Raw genomic sequence first — 20122 nt, 5'->3', positions numbered from 1 at the left:
TGGCGTCGCCATTCTGCCTAAATGCCAGTTAAAATCATATCGAGCATACCTAAATACTATTCGAGATAAAAATAGGCAATAATATCCGCCTGCCGGTTATAGTTGGGAATAATGCTTTTATTGTTATAAGAGATTCCTTTACAGCGGGTGTCCAGGGTGCTTTTATAAAATTGTAACCTGTCTTTTCTGAGGTGGATTTCGCTCAGAATCATACCAACTTTGAAAATTTTCAATACATAAAAAACTACACATTGGGGGCGGGAGGACCCATGAAAACGCCAACTGCTGAAACACCCAATTCCAACAAGAACGCTAGGGCAAGCACCGAAACACCCAGAAGAAACCTTCTGCAACTATCAGCAACAGCTCTGGCACTCTCCTGTGCTGGTGTCCCGTTCAAAACGATCGCCAAGAGGCGCCGGGATGACGACGAAGAGGATGATGATGTCCGACTGGTCATTCCACCGAGTCCACCCACCATTCCGTGGCAGATTGAGCTCCCAGAAGAGATCACGGTGCTCCAGCCGGCCACCTTGGACCCTGCGCCGACTGAACAGGCGAATACCGCGGCTGGTGAGGCAGGCCGAACTCCCCACCAAAGGTTTGCCGAACTGGGGGTCGCGGTCACCTACGAACTGAGGGCGAAGGAGCGGCCCGACTGGGTATTCAACCCGGCCTATCCTCCTCAGCGGGTCTGGGGTTACGAAGGCAATGCGCCGGGCGCTACGGCCCCGGGTCCAACCATCTTCGCGCGCTACGGGCAACCGATGATTCTGCGCATCCATAATGCGCTGCCGCAGGACCATGTCGGCTTCGGCACCCCGGAAATCTCCACTCACTTGCACAACGCCCATACGGCGTCCGAAAGCGATGGTTTCCCGGGTGATTACTACAGTGCCGTGAAAGCCGGCCCCACCCTGGCCTCGCCAGGCGAGTTCAAGGATCATCACTACGGCAACATCTACGCCGGGTACGACGAGTTCCAGAATGGCATCGGCGACCCGCGAGAGGCACTGGGCACGCTGTTCTACCACGACCATACCTTCGACTTCACAGCGCCGAATGTGTACCGCGGCCTAGCGGGGTTCTTCCTGCTCTTCGACGACATCGATTCGGGTGACGAACATGACCCCAGCCCCAGCGCGCTCCGTCTGCCCAGCCATCCCTACGACTATCCGTTGATGTTCAACGACAAGCGCTTCGACCCGGAAGGCATCCTGTACTGGGACCAGGTCAGTCCCGAAGGGGTACTGGGCGACAAAACCTGCGTCAATGGCTACATCGAGCCAGTACTGCGGGTCGCGGCCCGACGATATCGCTTCCGCCTGCTCAATGGCGGACCGAGCCGCTTCTACGAGTTCTACCTAGTGTCGCCGACAGACGTGGAACAGAAGTTCACCTACATCGGCAACGACGGCAACCTGCTGCCGGCGCCCCTGTTGAATCAGATCAAGGTTCGTTTGGGGGTCACCGAGCGCGCAGATATCGTCGTCGACTTTTCCCGCTACGTAGTAGGGACGGAGCTGTACCTGGTGAACCGCCTGACACACCGCCCGGAGGATACGCGGCAACCCAAGGATGTCAGGAAACCAGGTGAGCGCGTGCTGAAAATCATCGTCGACCGCTTCCCCACCGAACAAGACGTAAGCCAGGTGCCACCGGTGCTGCGCCCGCTGCGCCCGCTCGACCCAGAGGAGATAGCCGCCGCGCCGGTGCGGCGTTGGATATTCGAACGCAAGAATGGCATGTGGGCGGTAAATGGCCGGTTCTTTGACCCGACCTTTGTCAGCGCGCGGATACGCCAGGGCAGCGCCGAGGTCTGGGAGCTGGTCAATCCTGAGGATGGTTGGGACCACCCCATCCACATTCACTTCGAGGAGGGGCGCATCATCAGCAAGACAGTGAAGGGGCAAAACGTGCCCATTCCCCCTCACGAGCAAGGTCGCAAGGATGTCTACGTGCTGGGTGAAGAAATGACCATCAAGGTCTTCCTGCGTTTTCGCGACTTCCTTGGCAAGTACCCCATGCACTGCCACAACCTCATCCATGAGGACCACGCCATGATGGTGCGCTGGGATATCGAAGCGGACACCAGTGGCCCTTCGCCGAATAGCGGGAGCGGCAGCGTTGACGCCCGCCGAATATCCAACAAACGGCGTATCAGCTGACCCGGCCAGAGGAGGTTTTCCATGAACACTCGACGCGACTTGATAGCTGGACTGGGTGTCACGGCCCTGGGCAGCGCGCTCTGGTACTCCATCCCGCAGGTGGATGGCGCCATGAAAGCCGGCAAGCGGCCCAATACGCCGTTTACTAACGTTCCGCTCTATACCCAGGATGGAGAAAAGGTTCGCTTTTACGACGACCTGATCCGCGGCAAGGTGGCTGTCATCAACATGATGTATGTCATGTGTGAAGGCATTTGCCCGACCATGACGGCGAATATGCGACAGGTGCAAAGGCTGCTGGGCCGTCGTCTGGGGCGGGATGTCTACCTGTACTCGATCACGCTGCAGCCGCATTTGGACACCCCGGATACGCTCAAGGCCTATGCCGACAAGCACGGCGCGAAGCCGGGATGGACTTTTCTCACCGGAGATCCTGACGACGTCCGGCGACTGCGTTACAGCCTTGGTTTCTTCGACCCGGTACCCGAGGTGGACGAGAATCTCTCGACCCACACGGGGATGCTGCGTATCGGAAATGATCGAACCCAGCGCTGGACCATGGCTCCGGCGCTTTGCAATGCAAAGCGCATCGTCGCCACTATCAACCATGTGGACACGAGGATGGTCGCCACCCGCTATGACCCTGCGGTGAACATCAGTTAATGCGAGATGCGTTGGTACCCTGTGGCGCTCGGCAGCTCGTGCCGCGCCTCAGGGCCTGAGTTCGCGCAAGCGTGGAGGCATTATTTCACCTGGCAGCCGATACTCAAGGCGCGTGCTGCGAGGGAGAGTCGTGAGTGCCAGACCTCATTAGCCTTGCCCGGGAGATGGCGTGACCCGTGGCGATCCTCATTGCCTGGTTGGCCGGTGAAGCGGAGTTCCGCTGGGCGCGCCTGTCGCGCATCAGCATCTACGGCCTTGCGGGCTTCCTGATGGCTGGGGCGCAGTTTGGTTTACTGCCTAGCTCGACGGAGTCGGGAATTCTGCAGTTGGCTCACATCGCCTTTGGCTTGATCCTGTTTGAAGCCGGCTACCGCTTCATTTGAACTTGGGAAACCACGTCCTGAAGACGTGGTCATGAGTCATCGGCGCTGCCTGTGACGATTCGAATGTCCGGGCTGGCAGGATGAAGCCGATGGGGTAGGGTGCGCCGTGCGCACCGGCGGTTTGACGTGGTGCCGAAGCCGATCCCGGAATCGGTGCGCGCAGTGCACCCTAGGGTCCAGGCCAGGGGAAAGGGGGCGGTCTTGTGCAGGGGGAGGATTCGCCATCTTCCAGGGGGCTAGCGCAACTCCACGTTCTACGAACGTGGATGTTTACGCGTAAGTGTGGGGGGGAGACCGCAACTGGTGTGGGTGATCAGGGTAATGATCTTCGCTGTCGTGTGGCTGGTGTTTGCGATGGCCAGTACCTGGTGGATAGCGCAAAAGCAGGACGTGACCAGAAAGCATCCGTCCCGAACCGCTGTGACCGGGCCCGATCCGCCCGGTCCCTCCCCCTGGCGCCTGCGGTGACAGCCCCGGTCCCGTTAATTATAATTTGATTAACATCAGACGACCGGAACGAGCCGATATCCCATGGAAAGCAAGACCGCCCGCCTCACCGTTCTCATCGATCCGCACAAGAAAAAAGCGTTCGAAGAACTGTGCGCCGCGCAAGACCTGACGCCATCGCAGGTGGTGCGGCAACTGATCCGGGATTACCTGGAGCGCCATGGCGTCACCTATGCGACCAAGAGCACGTTGGCGGCCAATGCCAAGTCTTGAGGCTCCGTGAGCCGTGATCGTCAGCGGGCCAAGGGCCCGCCCTAGGGTTCTGGCACCTCAGCCGTCGCCAGCGCAGCGGCGAATTCCTCGTGGTAATGCGCAGGTCCAAGGGTCTGCAGGATCCCCGCCTTGTCGAGCTTGCTGAGCACCTTGCGGTTCGCTTCGCAGAGCTTCACCACGATCTGCCGCTTGTGCAACTGCTGAATGACTTCTTCCAGCGTCTGCAGGCCGGTGATGTCCATGAACGGCACCCGCTTCAGGCGAATCACCAACAGGTGCGGATCGGTGTGAGTCTGCGCCAGGACCCGTTCGAAGGTTTCCGCCGCGCCGAAGAACAGCGGTCCTTCGATCGTATAGACCAGCACCCCGGGGGGGAGCCGGAGCTGACCATTGGCGCGCAGTTCGCTCGTCAACTCCTCCTCGACGACCTGTTGCACCGCCACCGACGAGGCCATGCGGCGCATGAACTGCAGCATGGCCAGGATGACGCCGATGTTCACCGCGATCACCAGGTCGCTGAACACCGTCAGGCTGAAGGTGATGAGCAGGATCGCCACGTCGGCCCGTGGTGCCCGCTGCAGCATACGCTGGAAGTGTTTCAGCTCGCTCATGTTGTAGGCGACGACGAACAGGATCGCCGCCAAGGCGCAGAGCGGAATGTTCGAGGCCAGGGGCGCCAGGAACAGAATGATCAGCACCAGGGTCAGGGCATGGGTCACGCCAGCCAGCGGTCCGGTGGCGCCATTGCGGATATTGGTGGCGGTCCGGGCGATGGCGCCGGTAGCGGCGAACCCACCGAACAGCGGGACGGCCAGATTGGCGATGCCCTGACCGATCAGTTCCTGATTGGAGTCGTGCTTGGTCCCCGCCATACCATCGGCGACCACGGCGGACAGCAGCGATTCGATGGCGCCGAGCATGGCAATGGCGAAAGCCGGACCAATCAGCTCGATCACGCGTGACAGGGTGATCTCCGGCCAGGTGAACTCGGGCAGCCCCTTGGGGATGCCGCCGAAGGCACTGCCGATGGTGGCGACCCCCTCGAAGTGGAACAGTGACTGGACCGCCGTGGCGAACACCATTGCCACCAGGGGGCCGGGTACGCGCGCCAGGCCGGGCAGCCTGGGCGCTGCGATGACCAGAGCGAGGCTGGCCGTCGCGAGCAGGGTGGTCGCGACATGCAACTCCGGCAGCGCCTGCAGCAGGTGCCAGAGCTTCTCGTGGAAGTGCCCACCACCGACCTTGGGCAGGCCGAAGAAGTCCTGCCATTGCCCGACCCAGATGATCACCCCGATCCCGGCGGTGAAGCCGACGATCACCGGATCGGGGATGAACTTGATGATGGCGCCGAGGCGGGTGAGGCCGAGGAGCAGCAATATCGCGCCGGCCATCATGGTAGCGAGCTGCAGGCCATCCACGCCGTATTGGGCGGTGACCCCCGCGAGAATCACGATGAAGGCGCCGGTCGGCCCGGCGATCTGCAGGCGGCTGCCACCCAGCAGGGAAACCAGCAAGCCGCCGATGATCGCGGTGTAGATGCCTTGCTCCGGCTTGACCCCGGAGGCGATGGCGAACGCCATGGCCAGGGGCAGCGCCACGACGCCCACAATGACACCGGACACCAGGTTGCGCACCCAGTGTTCCCGCCCGAACAAACCGGCCTTCCACGCTTCGCGTACGGCAATCATGACTGGATCCTTAATCGGAGTATGTGCATGAGATTATCATGCAGTGATAATATTAAATGCCCGGGCGCCGTGGAACCAGCGGGAAGACCAGCCTAGGCGGATTCAGCCGGGACCTTTGTGTAGAAATGTGCGAGCGCAGACGTAGCGTGGTGACTTGAATGAAGCGAAACGATGTAAAGGCCCGGCATGCCGAAGGCATATCCTTCGACACCCATGTGATCGCCAATCCCACCAACACCAAAGAGTGGATCGTGTTCTTCAAGAAGAACGCCGGAAGGAGCTTTTTCCTGGTCGATGACAACGAAGAGGTCGAGTCGTTTGCGCACCTGGACGACCTGATCCATGAACTGCGCGACCTGGGGATCAAGAGCGCAGAAATCCATTTTTGACCCGCAGGCCGATCTAGAGGCGCCGTCATGTCAGTGAAAATCGAGCATCTAACGAGCCAGAGTGAAGAGTTCTGGACGGTGCGCTTCGGTATCCGCCGGGTGCAGTTTCGCCACGAGCGTTGCGCCAGGGATTTCGCGGCCAAGCTCAAGGAGCGGATCGAGGCGCCGCATCGCTATCCGCACCCGGTGGGCAGCGGCACGGGCGGGCCAGTCAAGTGAGCTGTACGACCAGTCGAAAGATCGACCAGTTGCGTCGGCAGATCCCGGCTTTCGCCTGCGAGCCCGGCTGCCACGATTGCTGCGGGCCGGTGACCGCATCCTCCGAGGAAATGTCACGACTACCCGTGAAAAGCGACGCCGAGCATGACGCGGCGCTGGCGCAATGGAATTGCGTGCATCTCGGTCCGCAGGGCTGCGAAGCCTACGAGCAGCGCCCCTTGATCTGCCGTCTATTCGGGACTACCCCGAGCTTGCCGTGCCCGCGCGGTCGTGGACCGGAAACGCCGACGGAGGCGCATGTTGAACGCCAGGTGCACGAACTGATCGCCAGCACCCGCCAAGTGCTGGTGTAGCCGACCAGCGCGAGGAGCATTTTGATCCAGGTGTTCATCCAGATCGATGACCAGCTTGAGCGGGCTGTCGGCCTTCAGGGTCAGGGAGTTTCGTGCCGCCACCCTGGGTTACTTCGGCCACATTTGGGAGTTCTACACCTTCTGGACGATCGTGCCCCTGATCGTCGCGAATGCACCATTGGCCACGCGCTTCCCGGAACTCGGCGTCTCGGGGTTGTCATTCCGTGTGATCGGGGTTGGAGCGCTCGGGACCTTGCTTGGCGGATTCCTGTCCCAGCGCCTGGGCAGTGCAAGAGTTGCCATGGGAGCCCTGCCTGCGGTCTGGTCTTCGCGCTTGGCTGGCGCGAGCTGCCGGTTCCCGCGCTCCGCTCTGCCACATCCCACGGGCCCGGCGCTGTGCGCGCTCTCAGTGTGAGGTATTCGCGTGGTACCAGGGGCGCTGTAAGCGCAGCACCAACCGGTCGATCTGCGGCACCAGCAGGTTGGCGGCCAGCACGGCGAAGCAGAGACCATCGGCATAAAGTCCGAATTCGCGAATCAATTCAGTCACCGCGCCAATGGCCACGCCGAAGAGGATGCGACCGCCACGTGTATTGGGACTGGTGACCGGATCGGTGGCGATAAAGAAGGCGGTGAAGAGATAGCCACCGAGACTGAGGTTGTACACGGCTTCCTGTGGTGTGTGGCCGGCTGCCAGGCACAGCAATACGGTGCTGGCGAGCATCGCCAGCGGAATCTCGATGCGGATCACCCGCAGGAAAGCCAGTATCAAACCGCCGGCAATATAGCCGTACCCCGACAGATTGGGGGTGATCAGTGTGAACTGGTTCTTGGCCAACTGCGTGGCGCCGGCGAACGCATCGAGGTTAAGGCGTGGCGCCAGCTGCAACTGCTGTAGAAGAACCGCCTTGGCGTCCAGGGTGAGGGTCCAGGGGGCATAGTTCGAGGGCGCGGGGTACAACTGCTGGTAGAAGCAGATCGCGATGATCCCCAGGCCAACCATGGCGGGGTTGAGGCGGTTGCGACCGAGGCCGCCACTGCCGTGCTTGCACAGGGCGAGAGCGGCAAAACTGGCCACGGCGATCATCCACAGCGGCACCAGCAGCGGTAGTGCCCGAGCCAGAATCAGGCCCAGCACCAGCCAGCTCAGGTCGCTCAAACCCTCACGTACCTTTTGTCCGCGCAGGCGCAGCAGGGCGGCTTCGAAGCCCAGGGCGAGCAGCACGCACCAGAAGGTCTGCAACCAGACCACGCTGCCAAATTGCCAGGCGTACAGGGCGGTGCCCGGCATGAGACACAAGCTGACCAGCAGCATCACCGTGCGGAGTTTGTGCGGGGTAGGACGGCGTATCAGGCTCATGCACGCAGCTCCGTCTTGCTCTGGCGGAAGGTTTCGCGCAGCGGCAGATTGCTCGGACAGGTGCTGCTGCAGCTGCCGCATTCGATGCAGGCATCCAGTCGCAGTTCCTGCAGGCTGCCCTTGTCGAGGCGTTGGGCGGCATCGTAGAGATCCAGCGGTCTGAGCGACATCGGGCAGACATCCACGCAGCGCGTACAGCGAATGCAACTGCCTGCGGGTCGGGGTTCCGGCAGGTAGCGTTCGGCGCCGAATATCAGGCAACTACTGGTCTTGCTGATGACGGCAGTGGGGTCCGGCAGCGGCTGTCCCATCATCGGGCCGCCGACCTGGGTCAACTGGCCTTCGGGGGCCGCGCCGGCAATCTCGCGCAGTGCACTGACCGGGTAACCCACCGGCACCAGGACATTCCCGGGGCGCTCGCAGTCCCCGGTCAGCGTCAGCACGCGTCTTACAAGGGGTTCGGAGTGGAAGACGGCCCGTCCCAGTGCGTAGAGCGTCGCGACATTCAGCGCCAATACGCCGATATCGGCGGGCAAGGTCCCTGGCGCCAGGTTGCGGCCACTCAGGCTCTTGATCATCAACGGCTGCCCTCCTGCCGGGTAACGCTCCGGCAGCGGACAGATCTCGACCGGGGTGCGCGCCTGGCGAGCGGCGGCACGTAACGAGGCCATCGCCTCAGGTTTGTTGGTTTCGATACCGAAGCGGGTCAGCGTTACGCCCATCAGAGCGGCGAGATAGTCGGCGACCTCGATCAGCGCCTCGGCACGTTCGCGCATGAGACGGTCATCGCAAGTAAGGAAGGGTTCGCATTCGGCACCGTTGATCAGCAGCAGATCGGGCTGCTGGGCGCCGGCCAGCTTGAGGCCCGTCGGGAAGCCCGCCCCACCAAGGCCAACGATGCCCATCTGCAATGCCCGTTCGACCAGCGCCTCGGGCGTTTGTGGCAGCCCCAGCACCGGGCGTTCGATCCACTCATCCAGACCATCTGCGTTCAGAATGACGGCCATGACCGGCTCGGCCGAGTCGGCCGCGAAGGCGAGATCAATCCGCTCCACGATGCCGGAGGTGCTGGCATGCACCCAAGGGGTGTTGTCATCGCCGATTCCGATCACCTCGCCCTTGCGCACATGCTGTCCCGGCTGCACGCAAGCCTGGACACTTCGGCGACCCCGCTCGAGCGGGATGGCCAGCTGTATGTTCCCGACTTCGATCGGGGCAACCGGCGTGGCGTTGGATAACTGCTTGTAGCCTCTGAGCTTGAGCCCGCCGTGCCAGCTACGCTGTGAGGGTGAGGCGATGGCCAGCAGGCGGCGCAAGAAGGGCTTTTGCAGGCGCTCGACGCTCTGCAACGAATGGCTAGACATGTTCTGTCCTCCAATTCTTTGGGCAAAAAACTCCCCTATGCGCTGATGGATGCACATGATGGTTTTTTGCTTCCAGGAAAATTGAGCGAAACGCGAGGGCGACACTCGATAACTCACGGGACTAAGAGCACCGAAGGGAGGTTTTGTTCAGTTTTTGAGCAGATTCCCTGATGAACGGTAGGCCAATTGCCATCCCACGGGGGGATCGTCGGAACGATGTCAGGCCGCGATGGGGCGACCGGAACAGTGAGGTGTCGAGTGATGCGCGCAAGCCTGCTGGTGATGCTGTTGACGTTGCTGTATGGCTGCGGCGAACGGATCGAGCAGCTTTCCGGGCCGACCATGGGGAGCACGTATTCGATCCGGTACATACCCACCGCGCAAACGCCCGACGCGCAGCGAGTAAAGGCCGAAGTCGAGACGATACTCGGGGCGCTCGACCAGCAGTTCTCCGGCTGGCGCGGCGACTCCGTGGTTTCCCGCTTCAACGATCTGCCGGCCGGCGGCTGTCAGGCAGTGCCGGAGGATATGCGTCGCTTGCTGGAGTACGGTGAGTTTCTGTCCCGAGAGAGTGGCGGGGCTTTCGACCTGACGGTGCTGCCATTGATGAACCTCTGGGGCTTCGGTCCGCAGTCACGGGGGGAGCAGGTACCGGATGCGAGCGCGCTGGAACGGGAGCAGGCGCGGGTAGGGCACCAGCACTTGCGCCTGGATGGCGACAAGCTGTGCAAGGATGTGGCGGCGCAACTGGATTTCGACAGCATGGTCGCCGGCTATGCGGTGGATCGGGTCGGCGATAGGCTTTCGGCCCTGGGGATCCAGGCCTATCTGGTCGAGATCACCGGCGAACTCAGGGCGGTCGGCCGCAAGCCGGATGGTTCGCCCTGGCGCATCGCCCTGGAGGTGCCGAGCGGCGGGAGCGAGCAGCAAGTGGAGCGCGCCATTGCACTGGATGGCTACAGCGTTTCCACCTCCGGCGACTACCGCAACTATTTCGAGGAAGGTGGCCAGCGCTATTCGCACACCTTCGATCCACGTGTCGGCAGGCCGGTGAAGCACGCGCTGGCGGCAGTGACGGTGGTCGACCCTTCGGGGCTGCATGCCGATGGATTGTCGACGCTGTTGATGGTCCTCGGCCCGGATGAGGGCTATGCCTTCGCCGAGCGGCATGACGTCGCCGCCTATTTCATCATGCGCCAGGGGCAGGGTTTCGTTGCCCGGGCGACGCCGCGATTCGAGTCGTTGTTTCCCGGGCAGGGCGAGAAGAAGCAGTAGTTGAAGGAAAGCCCGCCTACTGGTTGACCAAGCACTAAGGGCTTATCCGTAAATAACGGTTATTCTGTCGACGTCCATAGGAAGTCGACAGGGGAGTCGCCGATGCCCAAGCCGAAAGCCAGTTCATGGGAAGTCACGGACGAATTCTGGCGGCGGGTGGTGCCGCTGATCCCCCAGCCCGAGCGCGATCCCACCAAGCAGTATCGCCGCCAAGCCGGTGCCGGACGCCCCGCCAAACCAGCCCGCTTGGTGTTCGAGGCCATTGTTTATGTGCTGCTTACGGGTTGCCAACTCAACCAGTTGGCCGCGGCGATCATCGCGCTGTGCAAGATCAGGCTGCCGATCAACATTATTTACGGATAGATACTTAGGCATCAGCCGCCCCGCTGAGCGTAACTTCGCTGTCCGATTCGAAGCGGAAATTCAAGCTGCTGCTGCTTTGTGCCATAACCGGAAGTCCAGGCATTCCGCTTCAAGTCGCAGGTCAACTCCGCTAAAATTTTGCACACACGTACAACAATACTGGGGCTGTCGGGGTGTGATCACCGCAACATAATCCCGCGGTTCCAGCCCGGGAACTCGGAGTCGACACTTTTCGGCGTGCAGAGCAGCGTGTGGGCGCCGGCGGGGGGATAACGGACTTTCAGAGGTGCAGCGCAACCAGGGGAGCCGTATGCCGAGCGATACGAGTGGCGTTGGTCGCGAACTAGTGCCAGCGCGACTACAGATCCGGCTTCTTGGCGCAGTCGAGATTATCCTGGACGGCCGGCCTCTTCGTGCCTTCAACACTCTTCGCTTGCAACGGTTTCTGGCGTTGATCGCATTGCGGCGAGACACGCAGCACCGCTCACGGCTCGCGTTCGAACTCTGGCCCGACTCTGACGAGCGTCAAGCGCGCACCAACCTCAGGAAGCTGCTCCACGACTTGCGTCATTCTCTTCCCGATATCGATAAGTTCGTCGAGATCGACAACGAGACTGTACGCTGGATTCCGACCGGGCCGACCGAGGTCGACGTGCTGAGCTTCCGTGATGCCTTGGCAGCCGGTGATTTCGAGCTTGCCGCGCGCCTCTATTCGGGCGATCTCCTGCCAGCTTGTTATGAGGACTGGGTCCTGGACGAACGAGCCAGGCTTCGAGCCGAGGCATATGAGGCTCTCGTGCGACTGACAGAAGAGGCCGCGGGGCGCGACAACCACAAAGCCACGATCAGGCACGCCCAACGCATCATCGACCTGGAGCCGACCGACGAAGCGGCTGTTCTAATTCAAATGGAAGCGCATCTCGCGCTTGGCGATCGAGCCGCAGCGCTGCGCTCCTACCACCGGTACGCGGAGGTGCTTGAGCGCGACCTTGCGGTGCCACCTGGCAAGGCAATCGAGGCCATTTACCAACGGCTCCGAGCTGGCGCATCAACCCGCGACGAAGTGCAGGGCAAGGATCTACCCATCGCCGAATCTCCTTTCGTCGGCCGCAACCTCGAATGGAACCAGCTCATCGAGGCGTGGAACACCGCGCGGAAGGGTGGGGCACATCTCTTCCTGGTGACCGGGGAACCAGGGATTGGAAAATCCCGTCTTGCCCTGGAATTTGGCCGCCGCGTTCGAGCAGACGGTTACGTGGTGGCATCGGCTCGTGCGTACGAGGCTGCGGGTAGACTGCCGTGGGGGCCCGTCGTCGACCTGCTCCGATCGGATGCCATCCGAAGCCACATTGACACGCTCGACACGGTCTGGCGGGCCGAGCTCGCTCGTCTTCTGCCCGAACTCCGCGAGGTTTCCCGGCCAACCGGACCGAAACGGTCGGGCGACGTGGCTCAGCGCCATCGGTTGTTCGATGCCGTAAGCCGAGCCATCGTGGCTGGCGACCGTCCGCGCTTGCTGATCATCGACGACCTCCAGTGGTGTGACGCCGAAACCATTGAATTGATCGGTTTCGTTGTCCGCTCCGGACATAGCGCACCGGTGCTTATCGTCGGTACTGTCCGGTGGGAGGAGATCCCACAGCATCATCCCCTCGTTGGACTCGTGGACGCCTTGGGCCACGACCAGGCAGTGACCACCTTGTCACTCGATCGGCTCGACGAAACCACCACGGCGAGGCTCGCTGCTCGGCTACGCGGTGAAGTCGCGATTGATCCGGAATTGGCGGCGCGACTCTGGAGCGAGACCGAAGGCAATCCGCTCTTTATCATCGAAGCGCTCCGAGCCGGAATTTCCACTGACGGAAGTCAGGCTGTGCTCACACCAACGATGCGGGCGGTGCTGCGCGCTCGCCTGGGCCAACTGACTGACGGCGCCCGGCGCCTCACCGAGGTGGCGGCCGTCATCGGTCGGCCCTTCTCGGTCGGTCTGCTGGTCTTGGCCTCTGGCACCGATGAACCCCAGCTCGTTGATCATGTCGACGAACTCTGGCGTCATCGGATCATCCGAGATCAGGGACTCACCTACGATTTCAGTCACGACAAGCTTCGGGCGGTTGCCCTGGAGATGGTCAGCCCCGCTCGACGACGTCAACTCCACCGCACCGTCGCCGAGGCGATCGCGCTCGAGCGCCACAGAGACATCGACGCGGCCAGCCCGCAGCTTGCCGCCCACTACGATCAGGCCGGCATGGTCGAACCGGCCATCAACGCCTACCGCGTGGCGGGGGGGCGAGCGGTGGCTGTGTCGGCCCTCGAAGAAGCGGTCACCATGTTTCGGCGGGCGCTCGCACTGCTCGCCGACCTGCCAGCGTCACCCGATCGCGATGCACTTGAGCTCGACATCCGGATCGCCTTCGGGTCGCCCCTTGTTGCCCTGGAGGGCTACGGGTCCAACAGCGCGCACCAACTCTACGAGCGAGCCCTTGCGCTTTGCCGCAAGCTTCACAGACCCGAGGACCCGCCGGTCCTCCGTGGTCTCGGCCTCGCCCGGCTGCAGGGTTGCCACTTCGACGATTGCGATGAACTCGCCCGAGCCCTCCTCGAGGATGAGCGTCATGACGCGATTGCCGGGATAGAGGGCCGATATCTCCTTGGCGTGAGCGCGTTCTGGCGGGGTGATCTGGCCAGAGCACACCACTATCTCGGTGACGCTATCGAAGCCTATGACGTATCCCATCGCGACGAGCACCTAGCGCTATATGCCCAGGACCCGAAGGCTGTTTGCCTGGTACGGCTGGCTCTCGTCGAGCTGTGGGCCGGAGATGCCGGCAGGGCCGACCAGACTGCTCGATCTGCACTCAAGATCGCCGTCGAACTCGATCATCTGATGACGTTGGGGTACGTCATCACTTACGCGGCGATCCTCGCGGACCAATCCGAAGATCTCGTCCGCCTCGCCGAGCTCCTCGCGGACGCCGACCTTGTATGGAAACGCCTTCCGGAGCGCTACCTGATGGTCGTCCTGGAAGCCCTTCGGGGCTGGCTGGACGTCTGCGCGGGAGCGGCCGGAAGTATTGACAGGATCGTGCAGTCGGTGGCGCGCTCGCGCACCGAAGGAGAGACTCTCCACCTGACCTACACACTCCTTCTTCTCGCCCGGGCTCGCGGTATGCTCGGCGAATTCCGCGAAGGGAGAGCTGCTACCCGCGAGGGGCTCTCGTGGTCACACCGGTGCAACCAGCGCTATCTCGAGGCCGAGCTGTGGCGAGTGGATGGTGAGCTGGCTTACCGCAGCGGGGAACCCGAGGCCGCCGCTGCTTCTCTGCGCCGTGCCGTCGAGACCGCTAGCGCTCAAGGGGCTAGCTGGCTAGAGCTTCGGGCGCTTCACTCCCTCGCCAGTCGATTTCCCGATCAGACACTGCGCGAGCAACTTGGGGACCTCATCGCAACTATTCCGTCGGGCCATGATCTCCCGGCGTTCCGGGCGGCAATCGGCCTTCTGAACGAGTCCGGTTGAGAGGGAACGCCTTCGGAACGCTCGAGAGTGCATCCTTGTACCTGTACGAAGCGGAGCAGGGGAGTGCCCAATGAGCAACCTAATCGAGACGTTGACCAAAACAGTACGGGGTCGTGTCATCACCCGCTCGGATTCTGACTACGACGAGGCTCGCGCTGTCTACAACGCCATGCACGACCGCAAGCCCCGCGCCGTCATCCAGTGCGTGGATTCGGCCGACGTGATGGCCGTGGTCGCTGCTGGCCGCGACGCCGGCCTCGACGTGGCAATTCGTGGCGGGGGCCACAGCGTTCCTGGATTCGGCACGGTGGAAGACGGTCTAGTCATCGACCTGTCGAAGATGAAAAACGTTCGGGTTGACCCAATCAAGAAGGTCGCCCGGGTTGGGGGCGGCGCGACGTGGGGAGATGTCGACCATGCTACCTATCCGTTCGGCCTGGCGGCGCCCGGCGGGATCATCTCGACGACTGGGGTTGGCGGCCTGACGCTGGGCGGCGGCATAGGCTATCTGACCCGCGGCTGCGGTCTCTCTATCGACAATCTGCTGGCGGCCGATGTCGTCCTCGCCGATGGCCGACAGGTCACCGCGAGCGATTACCAGAACGAAGAATTGTTCTGGGCCCTGCGCGGCGGCGGCGGCAATTTCGGCGTGGTCACCAGCTTCGAGTTTCAGCTCCACGAGGTCGGTGACATCGTCGGCGGCCCGCTGTTTTACGAGTTCGAGGATGCCGAGGCGGTCCTGCAGTGCTACCGCGAATTCATTGCGGTTGCGCCCGAGCAGCTCGGATGCTTTTTCGGCTGGCAGATAGCTCCTGACCTGCCGTTTATCCCCAGGGACCGGGTCGGGGATCTGTTCTGCGTACTGGTCGTTTGTTGGAACGGTCCACACGACGAGGCTGAGCGGATACTGCAGCCGCTACGCGAGGTTGCCGAAGTGAAAGTGGAGCAGGTCGACGTTATGCCGTTCCCGGCTCTCAACAGCGCCTTTGACGGCCTGGTCCCGAAGGGCATGCAGCACTACTGGAAAGCCGACTTCATCGCCGAACTCACTGACGGGGCGATCGCTGCTCACATCGAGCACGGCAGGAAGACACCGCACATAAGCTCGAGCATGCATCTCCATCCGATCAACGGTGCGGCTCAACGGGTCGGCGCCGACGAGACTGCCTTCGGGCATCGAGATAAGACCTTTTCCCCAGTAGTTGTAGGAATATGGTCTGACCCTGCCGACAACGACGCCAACATCAAGTGGGTGAGGGACTACTACGCCGCTATTCATCCCCACTCGGGCGGCGATGGGGGCTACGTCAACTTCATGTCCAGCGACGACGATCACCGTGCCCCCGCAAACTATGGCGCCAACTACGAGCGCCTCGCAGCCGTGAAGGCGACCTATGACCCGGACAACTTCTTCCATATCAACCAGAACATTGTCCCGGCGAAAGGGAGTTGAACATCATGGCTTTCGGACGGCGCAGTGAGATGACTGATTGATGGCTATACAAGAGCTGGGCTGGATCAAGCGCCAGCTGGCGAAGTTTCAGGCCCAGCCCAGGCAATCCCAGCGGCGTATGGTGAGTGGTGCGAGCCATTATTTCCTGGGGCAGCGGTATCGGCTCAGGGTAATAGAGGAGGGTGGTGCACCCAGGCTGATCCTAACGGGCAAGGCTTCGATTGATCTGATCGTGCGCCCCGGCACCACACCGGAGAGAAAGCAGGAAATCCTGCGTGCCTTTTACTGTGCAGAGCTGAAAAAATTCATTCCCGAGCTGCTGGACAAGGGCGGCGAAGTAATTCTCTACAGTTCAGCGCGAAGAATATTTCTATATGCGCTCGAATCTTATCGATTTTTTTTAGAATTGCCATGAAGAGCTTACCTGATTTTACTTCAGGCCGACAGCTGCTCGTTAGATGCACAACAGATCAACGCGAACTAATTATGGAAAATCCCCTGGCTACCGTGAGCGATATCTAAAATAGAATGCTTATCGCAAAATAGAATATAAGCCTTCAGGAGTATGAGCTAGGGTCACTCTTGGAATGCGCCAGAGAATGGAATCTAGCCAGGATAAGCATATCCGCCCGTTCATTAGCTAAATTGGGTGGGGTATGCCAAAGAAAAACAGAACTGCGTATTTTACCAAGCGAGGCTTGGCAAAAGGAAACATTTGGAAAGCTTACAGCGCCAAGACCGACAAGATCGTTGTACTATCAAGTGATCGAGAACTCGCTCATTGGCTCATCAATCTAGAATTCAATCCGTCGGTTATCGACTTCAACCTTGGCTCAATCGTCAAAGAGATCAGGGTTGATAATTCTATCGAAAAAATAGTTTTAAGTGCGGAGTCTTTCTACAAAGAAGGGCGTCCAGAATGGCAGTTGGTCAGAACAGCGTCAGGCAGCGACACGACAAAAGAAACTGTACGACTAGATAGAGCGAAGCAACTCGCTCTGACTCAGGGTTGTTCATATCGCGAATACACCGATATTGATCTTTTTCCTCAAAAAAGCAAAATTTTGCCACTTCTGCGCGTGGCAAATCTCTTATCTTTTGGCAGAAAATTCCAGATTCCAGACAGTTTGAGGTTGGTTGCCGAGAAATATTTCTCGGAACACAGAAGTGGGACGCTTAGATCTTATATTTCGGCAACACTTTCCTATGAACAGAGTCTTTCACTTTATCTTTTTTTCAGTGAATTCTCGAAAGGTAAGATTGCATTAGAGTTCAGTGAAAGCCCGTTTTACAAAGAGACGGGATGGGCGCTCACATGAAAAAGATAGTTTCACGTGAGCAAATAGAAAGAATTGGTTTCCTGAGAGTAAATCCAGATCTCTTAGAAGAGGGCAAGAGACAGGCTTTTCACTCAAAAAAAGTGGCAATCCAACTTCTACTGAATGGGCATACATACGTGGAGGTTGAGAAAGAAACAGGAATAAAACCATCTGCGCTATCTAAGTTGTACTCTAGGTACACAACTCTCAACGACGAAGGGCTGTATTGTGGCGAACTGGCATTTTTGTCAGGAACGCATCTGAAGCCCTATCAGCGCAAGACTGCCCCGCTAAAGAAGAGGTCCGAACAGCAGGGTGGGTATAGTGGAGTTCTTGGACTAACACTGAGAAACCACCTTGGCTTGGAAGTTGAATTTCAAAACTTGGTTCTTGGGAAAACGGAGAACTTCGTAGAGGGAAAGAAAACAAGCAAGTCACTAATGTGTGCCGATTTTTATGCGCTATTGAAAGCGTATGGAGTTACCGATGATGAGTGGCCGTTCAATGAGGCGTCACGTGGACGAAGAACTATACTTGGCTACATAAATAAGATATTGGAAAGTGATTTAGCGAGGTCGGCAAGAGTACTCGGAGGCAGTGACGCTTACCTGCATTCTAAGGTAGGCACGGGAGACGAGAGACTAATACAAGCAGCACACCCGTTTGACGTGGTTCAAATAGATTCATACAAAATCGATGGCTACGCAGCCCTAAGAATTTACCCGGAGCAGTCTATTACGGTAACAGATATCGTTAGCAGATTCTGGATGATTGCGGCAGTGGATACGAGGACCACCTCAGTACTAGCAAGAAAAACCTGCTATTCGAGTGAGGTTCGCGCAGAAGACATTGCAGACGTTATCATTCGCGCCTTCCTTGGTAGTTGGAAGCCAAAGGAAAAACTTGAAAAATCTGGGCTTGAGTATTTACCCGGATCCGGAATGCCTGGTTATCTCCTTCCTGAGTCTAAGTGCATGGTATGGGGGAGTGTATCGCTAGATAATGCCATGCAGCATCACGCTGGAAGAGTGCATGATCTCGTCCTGGATAGGATTTGTTTTGCATTGAACTTCGGTCAGCTTAAAAGGCCTGAGCGCAGGACGGAGGTGGAGAATCTCTTCAAGCAAGTAGCGAGCAAATTCATACATCAAATTCCATCAACAACCGGAAGCAATCCTTATTCAGGACGAGCAGACACCCCTGAAGAGAACGCAGTTAAATATGAAATAGAGGTTGATGCTCTTGAGGAGGCTCTGGACGTATATATTGCCGCATACAACACCACTCCGCGAAGTGGCTGGTGTTACTCCAAAAGCCCAATAGAGATCATGGGGGATTATCTGCGAGATGGTCGTCTTGTATGGCCAAAAATAACAGATAACTACGTAGCCGTATCACAGCTTAGTAGTATCTGGAAACTCTGCATGGTGCGTGGAAATATTAAAAAAGGCACGCGCCCTTATATAGAGACGGACGGGGCGACTTACACTAGCAACAAACTCTCAAGCGCATCAAGTCGGATTTCAACGAGGCTGTGGATTAAGATAAATCCAGAAGACTATCGAGAGCTGGAGGCATACACAGAAGATGGCGTCTTTTTTGATACTCTGCTGGTCTCTTCTGGATGGGCGCGTACCGCGCACAGCGTAACAACCAGGAAGATTATCAATAGGGCGAAAAGGAAAAAAGAATTTTCAGTACATCAAGGTGATGACATTGTTTCCGCGTGGAATAGGAACCTTCAAGAGAATCGCTCTAAGAAAAACAATCTAGAACTGGCAAGAATGAGAGAAGAAAATGGGGGTGGGCCAAAAGAAGATTGCGAGAGTGATCCTAAGGAGGAGGATATCTCTTCCCAGTGGAGTGACATTGTTGCATTGAATTTAATAAATCTTAAGCCCGGCGAAGGGGTTGATTAAGTGTCGACTTAAATCATGCAGATGAGATTAAACAATGGAAGAGGAACACCCCGTAGTACATACTTATTTCTGGATGTCTTCTACTGAAGTGGCCAGGATATGCTCAATTGCGTCATTCAAAATGTATATGCGGAAGACTGGGGTCATTTTTGTGGGGCCTTCTAGGCTCGGAAAGACTCGGTGTTGCGACATTTTAGAGAAACAAACAAAAATCACGTGCCCTCGTGCTTACGTGTTGAGGCTGGCCGCTGTTAATCGAGAGGGCAACAGTAAGGCAACTATTATCCAGCAACTTGCATTTGTTCTGGGCGTCAAGCCAAAAGTTCGCGATACTAGGCTGAAGATTTTTCAGATGGTGGTCGAACGCCTGGAATTTAATATGCGCGACCATGGGAGAAATCAACTGATCTTATTGATAGACGAACTTCAGCGATTTAATTGCGATGACTTCTATCAACTTGCCGACCTTTACAACGCCCTGGATGAAAGGAGAGTAAGGATGACAGTAATCTCTTTTGCTATGCCAGAAATAGAGGATATCAGAAGTGATCTATCGAGGAGCGAACAGCAACAGATAATTGCCAGATTCATGAGTGAAATTATACCTTTCAATGGTCTGAGATCGGAGCAGGATATAAGAGTGGTTCTGGAATATTATGATCAGAACTCTGAGTTCCCTCCAGGGTCCGGAATCACATATACGCAGGCGTTTATTCCCCAGGCCTTCGGGTGCGGGTTCAGATTGGGGAAATTATCGGGAGTGCTGTGGAAGGAACTGAACGCGGTAGCCACCGGCAAATATTACAAAAATCTCCCTATGGAACATTTTATGATGTGCCTAAAATTCATCCTCCTGGTTGGGGAGAGAAATGACTCTGAAACTTTTACCATTACAAAGTCATTAATCCTCGAAGCCATTAAAGAAAGTGGCTTAGAGGAATTCTGTCGAAAAAAAGAGTAGAAATGAGT

The 20122-nt window shown here is 58.5% G+C and carries 18 protein-coding genes and 1 pseudogene; 16 read left to right on the top strand and 3 right to left on the bottom strand.

Translation table 11 applies throughout. The features are described from left to right. Positions 1-269: 269 nt before the first annotated feature. From ACFPU0_RS11825 to ACFPU0_RS11810, 4 genes are all read left to right on the top strand, one after another. Entirely contained in the window at positions 270-2168 is a 1899-nt protein-coding gene (locus ACFPU0_RS11825; protein ID WP_377693183.1) for a multicopper oxidase family protein, read from the top strand. 21 nt (positions 2169-2189) lie between these two features. Beyond that, positions 2190-2831 (top strand): SCO family protein, encoded by a 642-nt coding sequence (locus ACFPU0_RS11820; protein ID WP_377693181.1) that lies wholly within the window; start codon positions 2190-2192, stop codon positions 2829-2831. A gap of 176 nt (positions 2832-3007) precedes the next feature. Further along, positions 3008-3214 carry a hypothetical protein gene (locus ACFPU0_RS11815; protein WP_377693180.1) on the top strand — a complete coding sequence of 69 codons (207 nt, stop codon included), beginning with the start codon at positions 3008-3010 and terminating at the stop codon, positions 3212-3214. Between the two features lie 531 nt (positions 3215-3745). Further along, a complete protein-coding gene (locus tag ACFPU0_RS11810; protein WP_377693179.1) occupies positions 3746-3934 on the top strand; it encodes a ribbon-helix-helix protein, CopG family in 189 nt (62 codons plus the stop codon). A 41-nt stretch (positions 3935-3975) separates the two neighbouring features. Here ACFPU0_RS11810 and ACFPU0_RS11805 read toward each other — a convergent pair whose 3' ends face one another. Then, positions 3976-5622, bottom strand: a complete 1647-nt coding sequence (locus tag ACFPU0_RS11805) for a SulP family inorganic anion transporter (RefSeq protein WP_377693178.1) — start codon at positions 5620-5622, stop codon at positions 3976-3978. 158 nt (positions 5623-5780) lie between these two features. On the opposite strand from ACFPU0_RS11805, the gene ACFPU0_RS11800 reads away from it, so the two are divergent. From ACFPU0_RS11800 to ACFPU0_RS11785, 4 genes are read left to right on the top strand one after another with little or no spacing between them, the layout of a single operon-like run. Next, entirely contained in the window at positions 5781-6011 is a 231-nt protein-coding gene (locus ACFPU0_RS11800) for a hypothetical protein (protein ID WP_377693177.1), read from the top strand. A gap of 27 nt (positions 6012-6038) precedes the next feature. After that, complete coding sequence (locus ACFPU0_RS11795) at positions 6039-6230, top strand: hypothetical protein (protein ID WP_377693176.1); 192 nt, start codon at positions 6039-6041, stop codon at positions 6228-6230. Then, on the top strand, positions 6227-6583 hold the full coding sequence (locus ACFPU0_RS11790; protein ID WP_377693175.1) for a YkgJ family cysteine cluster protein: 357 nt from the start codon (positions 6227-6229) through the stop codon (positions 6581-6583). The genes ACFPU0_RS11795 and ACFPU0_RS11790 overlap by 4 nt, the downstream gene beginning before the upstream one ends. 46 nt (positions 6584-6629) lie before the next feature. Then, positions 6630-6998, top strand: a complete 369-nt coding sequence (locus ACFPU0_RS11785) for a hypothetical protein (RefSeq protein WP_377693174.1) — start codon at positions 6630-6632, stop codon at positions 6996-6998. Here the strand turns inward: ACFPU0_RS11785 and ACFPU0_RS11780 are convergent. Both ACFPU0_RS11780 and rsxC read right to left on the bottom strand, forming a co-directional pair. Further along, positions 6990-7943, bottom strand: a complete 954-nt coding sequence (locus ACFPU0_RS11780) for an RnfABCDGE type electron transport complex subunit D (protein WP_377693173.1) — start codon at positions 7941-7943, stop codon at positions 6990-6992. The two genes, ACFPU0_RS11785 and ACFPU0_RS11780, sit on opposite strands and share 9 nt — an antisense overlap. Continuing rightward, positions 7940-9307 carry an electron transport complex subunit RsxC gene (gene rsxC / locus ACFPU0_RS11775; protein ID WP_377693172.1) on the bottom strand — a complete coding sequence of 456 codons (1368 nt, stop codon included), beginning with the start codon at positions 9305-9307 and terminating at the stop codon, positions 7940-7942. Before rsxC ends, ACFPU0_RS11780 begins: the two co-directional genes overlap by 4 nt. Before the next feature lie 261 nt (positions 9308-9568). Between rsxC and ACFPU0_RS11770 the strand changes: the two genes are divergently transcribed. The 8 genes and pseudogenes from ACFPU0_RS11770 to ACFPU0_RS11735 all read left to right on the top strand — a co-directional run bounded on the left by ACFPU0_RS11770 (position 9569) and on the right by ACFPU0_RS11735 (position 20114). Next, complete coding sequence (locus ACFPU0_RS11770; protein ID WP_377693171.1) at positions 9569-10582, top strand: FAD:protein FMN transferase; 1014 nt, start codon at positions 9569-9571, stop codon at positions 10580-10582. 102 nt (positions 10583-10684) lie between these two features. Further along, positions 10685-10885 (top strand): annotated as a pseudogene (locus ACFPU0_RS11765) (transposase); the annotation flags it as partial. 370 nt (positions 10886-11255) lie between these two features. Continuing rightward, positions 11256-14462, top strand: a complete 3207-nt coding sequence (locus ACFPU0_RS11760; RefSeq protein ID WP_377693170.1) for an ATP-binding protein — start codon at positions 11256-11258, stop codon at positions 14460-14462. A gap of 70 nt (positions 14463-14532) precedes the next feature. Continuing rightward, positions 14533-15915: an FAD-binding oxidoreductase gene (locus ACFPU0_RS11755; RefSeq protein ID WP_377693169.1), complete on the top strand. Its 1383-nt coding sequence runs from the start codon at positions 14533-14535 to the stop codon at positions 15913-15915. A 40-nt stretch (positions 15916-15955) separates the two neighbouring features. After that, on the top strand, positions 15956-16330 hold the full coding sequence (locus ACFPU0_RS11750) for a YgjP-like metallopeptidase domain-containing protein (RefSeq protein ID WP_377693168.1): 375 nt from the start codon (positions 15956-15958) through the stop codon (positions 16328-16330). A gap of 241 nt (positions 16331-16571) precedes the next feature. Continuing rightward, complete coding sequence (locus ACFPU0_RS11745) at positions 16572-17234, top strand: hypothetical protein (protein ID WP_377693167.1); 663 nt, start codon at positions 16572-16574, stop codon at positions 17232-17234. Beyond that, on the top strand, positions 17231-19153 hold the full coding sequence (locus ACFPU0_RS11740; protein WP_377693166.1) for a hypothetical protein: 1923 nt from the start codon (positions 17231-17233) through the stop codon (positions 19151-19153). Before ACFPU0_RS11745 ends, ACFPU0_RS11740 begins: the two co-directional genes overlap by 4 nt. 34 nt (positions 19154-19187) lie before the next feature. After that, positions 19188-20114 (top strand): ATP-binding protein, encoded by a 927-nt coding sequence (locus ACFPU0_RS11735; protein ID WP_377693165.1) that lies wholly within the window; start codon positions 19188-19190, stop codon positions 20112-20114. Positions 20115-20122: the final 8 nt, after the last annotated feature.

Source organism: Pseudomonas sp. GCM10022186, assembly GCF_042656385.1.
Classification (GTDB): Bacteria; Pseudomonadota; Gammaproteobacteria; order Pseudomonadales; family Pseudomonadaceae; genus Metapseudomonas.
This window is presented reverse-complemented; position numbering and strand designations above follow the sequence as displayed.

Coding starts and splice junctions, on each gene's coding strand:
- ACFPU0_RS11800 (WP_377693177.1), top strand. CDS start 5,781: ATGAAGCGAAACGATGTAAAGGCCCGGCATGCCGAAGGCATATCCTTC.
- ACFPU0_RS11770 (WP_377693171.1), top strand. CDS start 9,569: ATGCGCGCAAGCCTGCTGGTGATGCTGTTGACGTTGCTGTATGGCTGC.
- rsxC (WP_377693172.1), bottom strand. CDS start 9,307: ATGTCTAGCCATTCGTTGCAGAGCGTCGAGCGCCTGCAAAAGCCCTTC.
- ACFPU0_RS11820 (WP_377693181.1), top strand. CDS start 2,190: ATGAACACTCGACGCGACTTGATAGCTGGACTGGGTGTCACGGCCCTG.
- ACFPU0_RS11760 (WP_377693170.1), top strand. CDS start 11,256: ATGCCGAGCGATACGAGTGGCGTTGGTCGCGAACTAGTGCCAGCGCGA.
- ACFPU0_RS11805 (WP_377693178.1), bottom strand. CDS start 5,622: ATGATTGCCGTACGCGAAGCGTGGAAGGCCGGTTTGTTCGGGCGGGAA.
- ACFPU0_RS11755 (WP_377693169.1), top strand. CDS start 14,533: ATGAGCAACCTAATCGAGACGTTGACCAAAACAGTACGGGGTCGTGTC.
- ACFPU0_RS11785 (WP_377693174.1), top strand. CDS start 6,630: ATGACCAGCTTGAGCGGGCTGTCGGCCTTCAGGGTCAGGGAGTTTCGT.
- ACFPU0_RS11735 (WP_377693165.1), top strand. CDS start 19,188: ATGGAAGAGGAACACCCCGTAGTACATACTTATTTCTGGATGTCTTCT.
- ACFPU0_RS11810 (WP_377693179.1), top strand. CDS start 3,746: ATGGAAAGCAAGACCGCCCGCCTCACCGTTCTCATCGATCCGCACAAG.
- ACFPU0_RS11780 (WP_377693173.1), bottom strand. CDS start 7,943: ATGAGCCTGATACGCCGTCCTACCCCGCACAAACTCCGCACGGTGATG.
- ACFPU0_RS11750 (WP_377693168.1), top strand. CDS start 15,956: ATGGCTATACAAGAGCTGGGCTGGATCAAGCGCCAGCTGGCGAAGTTT.
- ACFPU0_RS11740 (WP_377693166.1), top strand. CDS start 17,231: ATGAAAAAGATAGTTTCACGTGAGCAAATAGAAAGAATTGGTTTCCTG.
- ACFPU0_RS11795 (WP_377693176.1), top strand. CDS start 6,039: ATGTCAGTGAAAATCGAGCATCTAACGAGCCAGAGTGAAGAGTTCTGG.
- ACFPU0_RS11825 (WP_377693183.1), top strand. CDS start 270: ATGAAAACGCCAACTGCTGAAACACCCAATTCCAACAAGAACGCTAGG.
- ACFPU0_RS11745 (WP_377693167.1), top strand. CDS start 16,572: ATGCCAAAGAAAAACAGAACTGCGTATTTTACCAAGCGAGGCTTGGCA.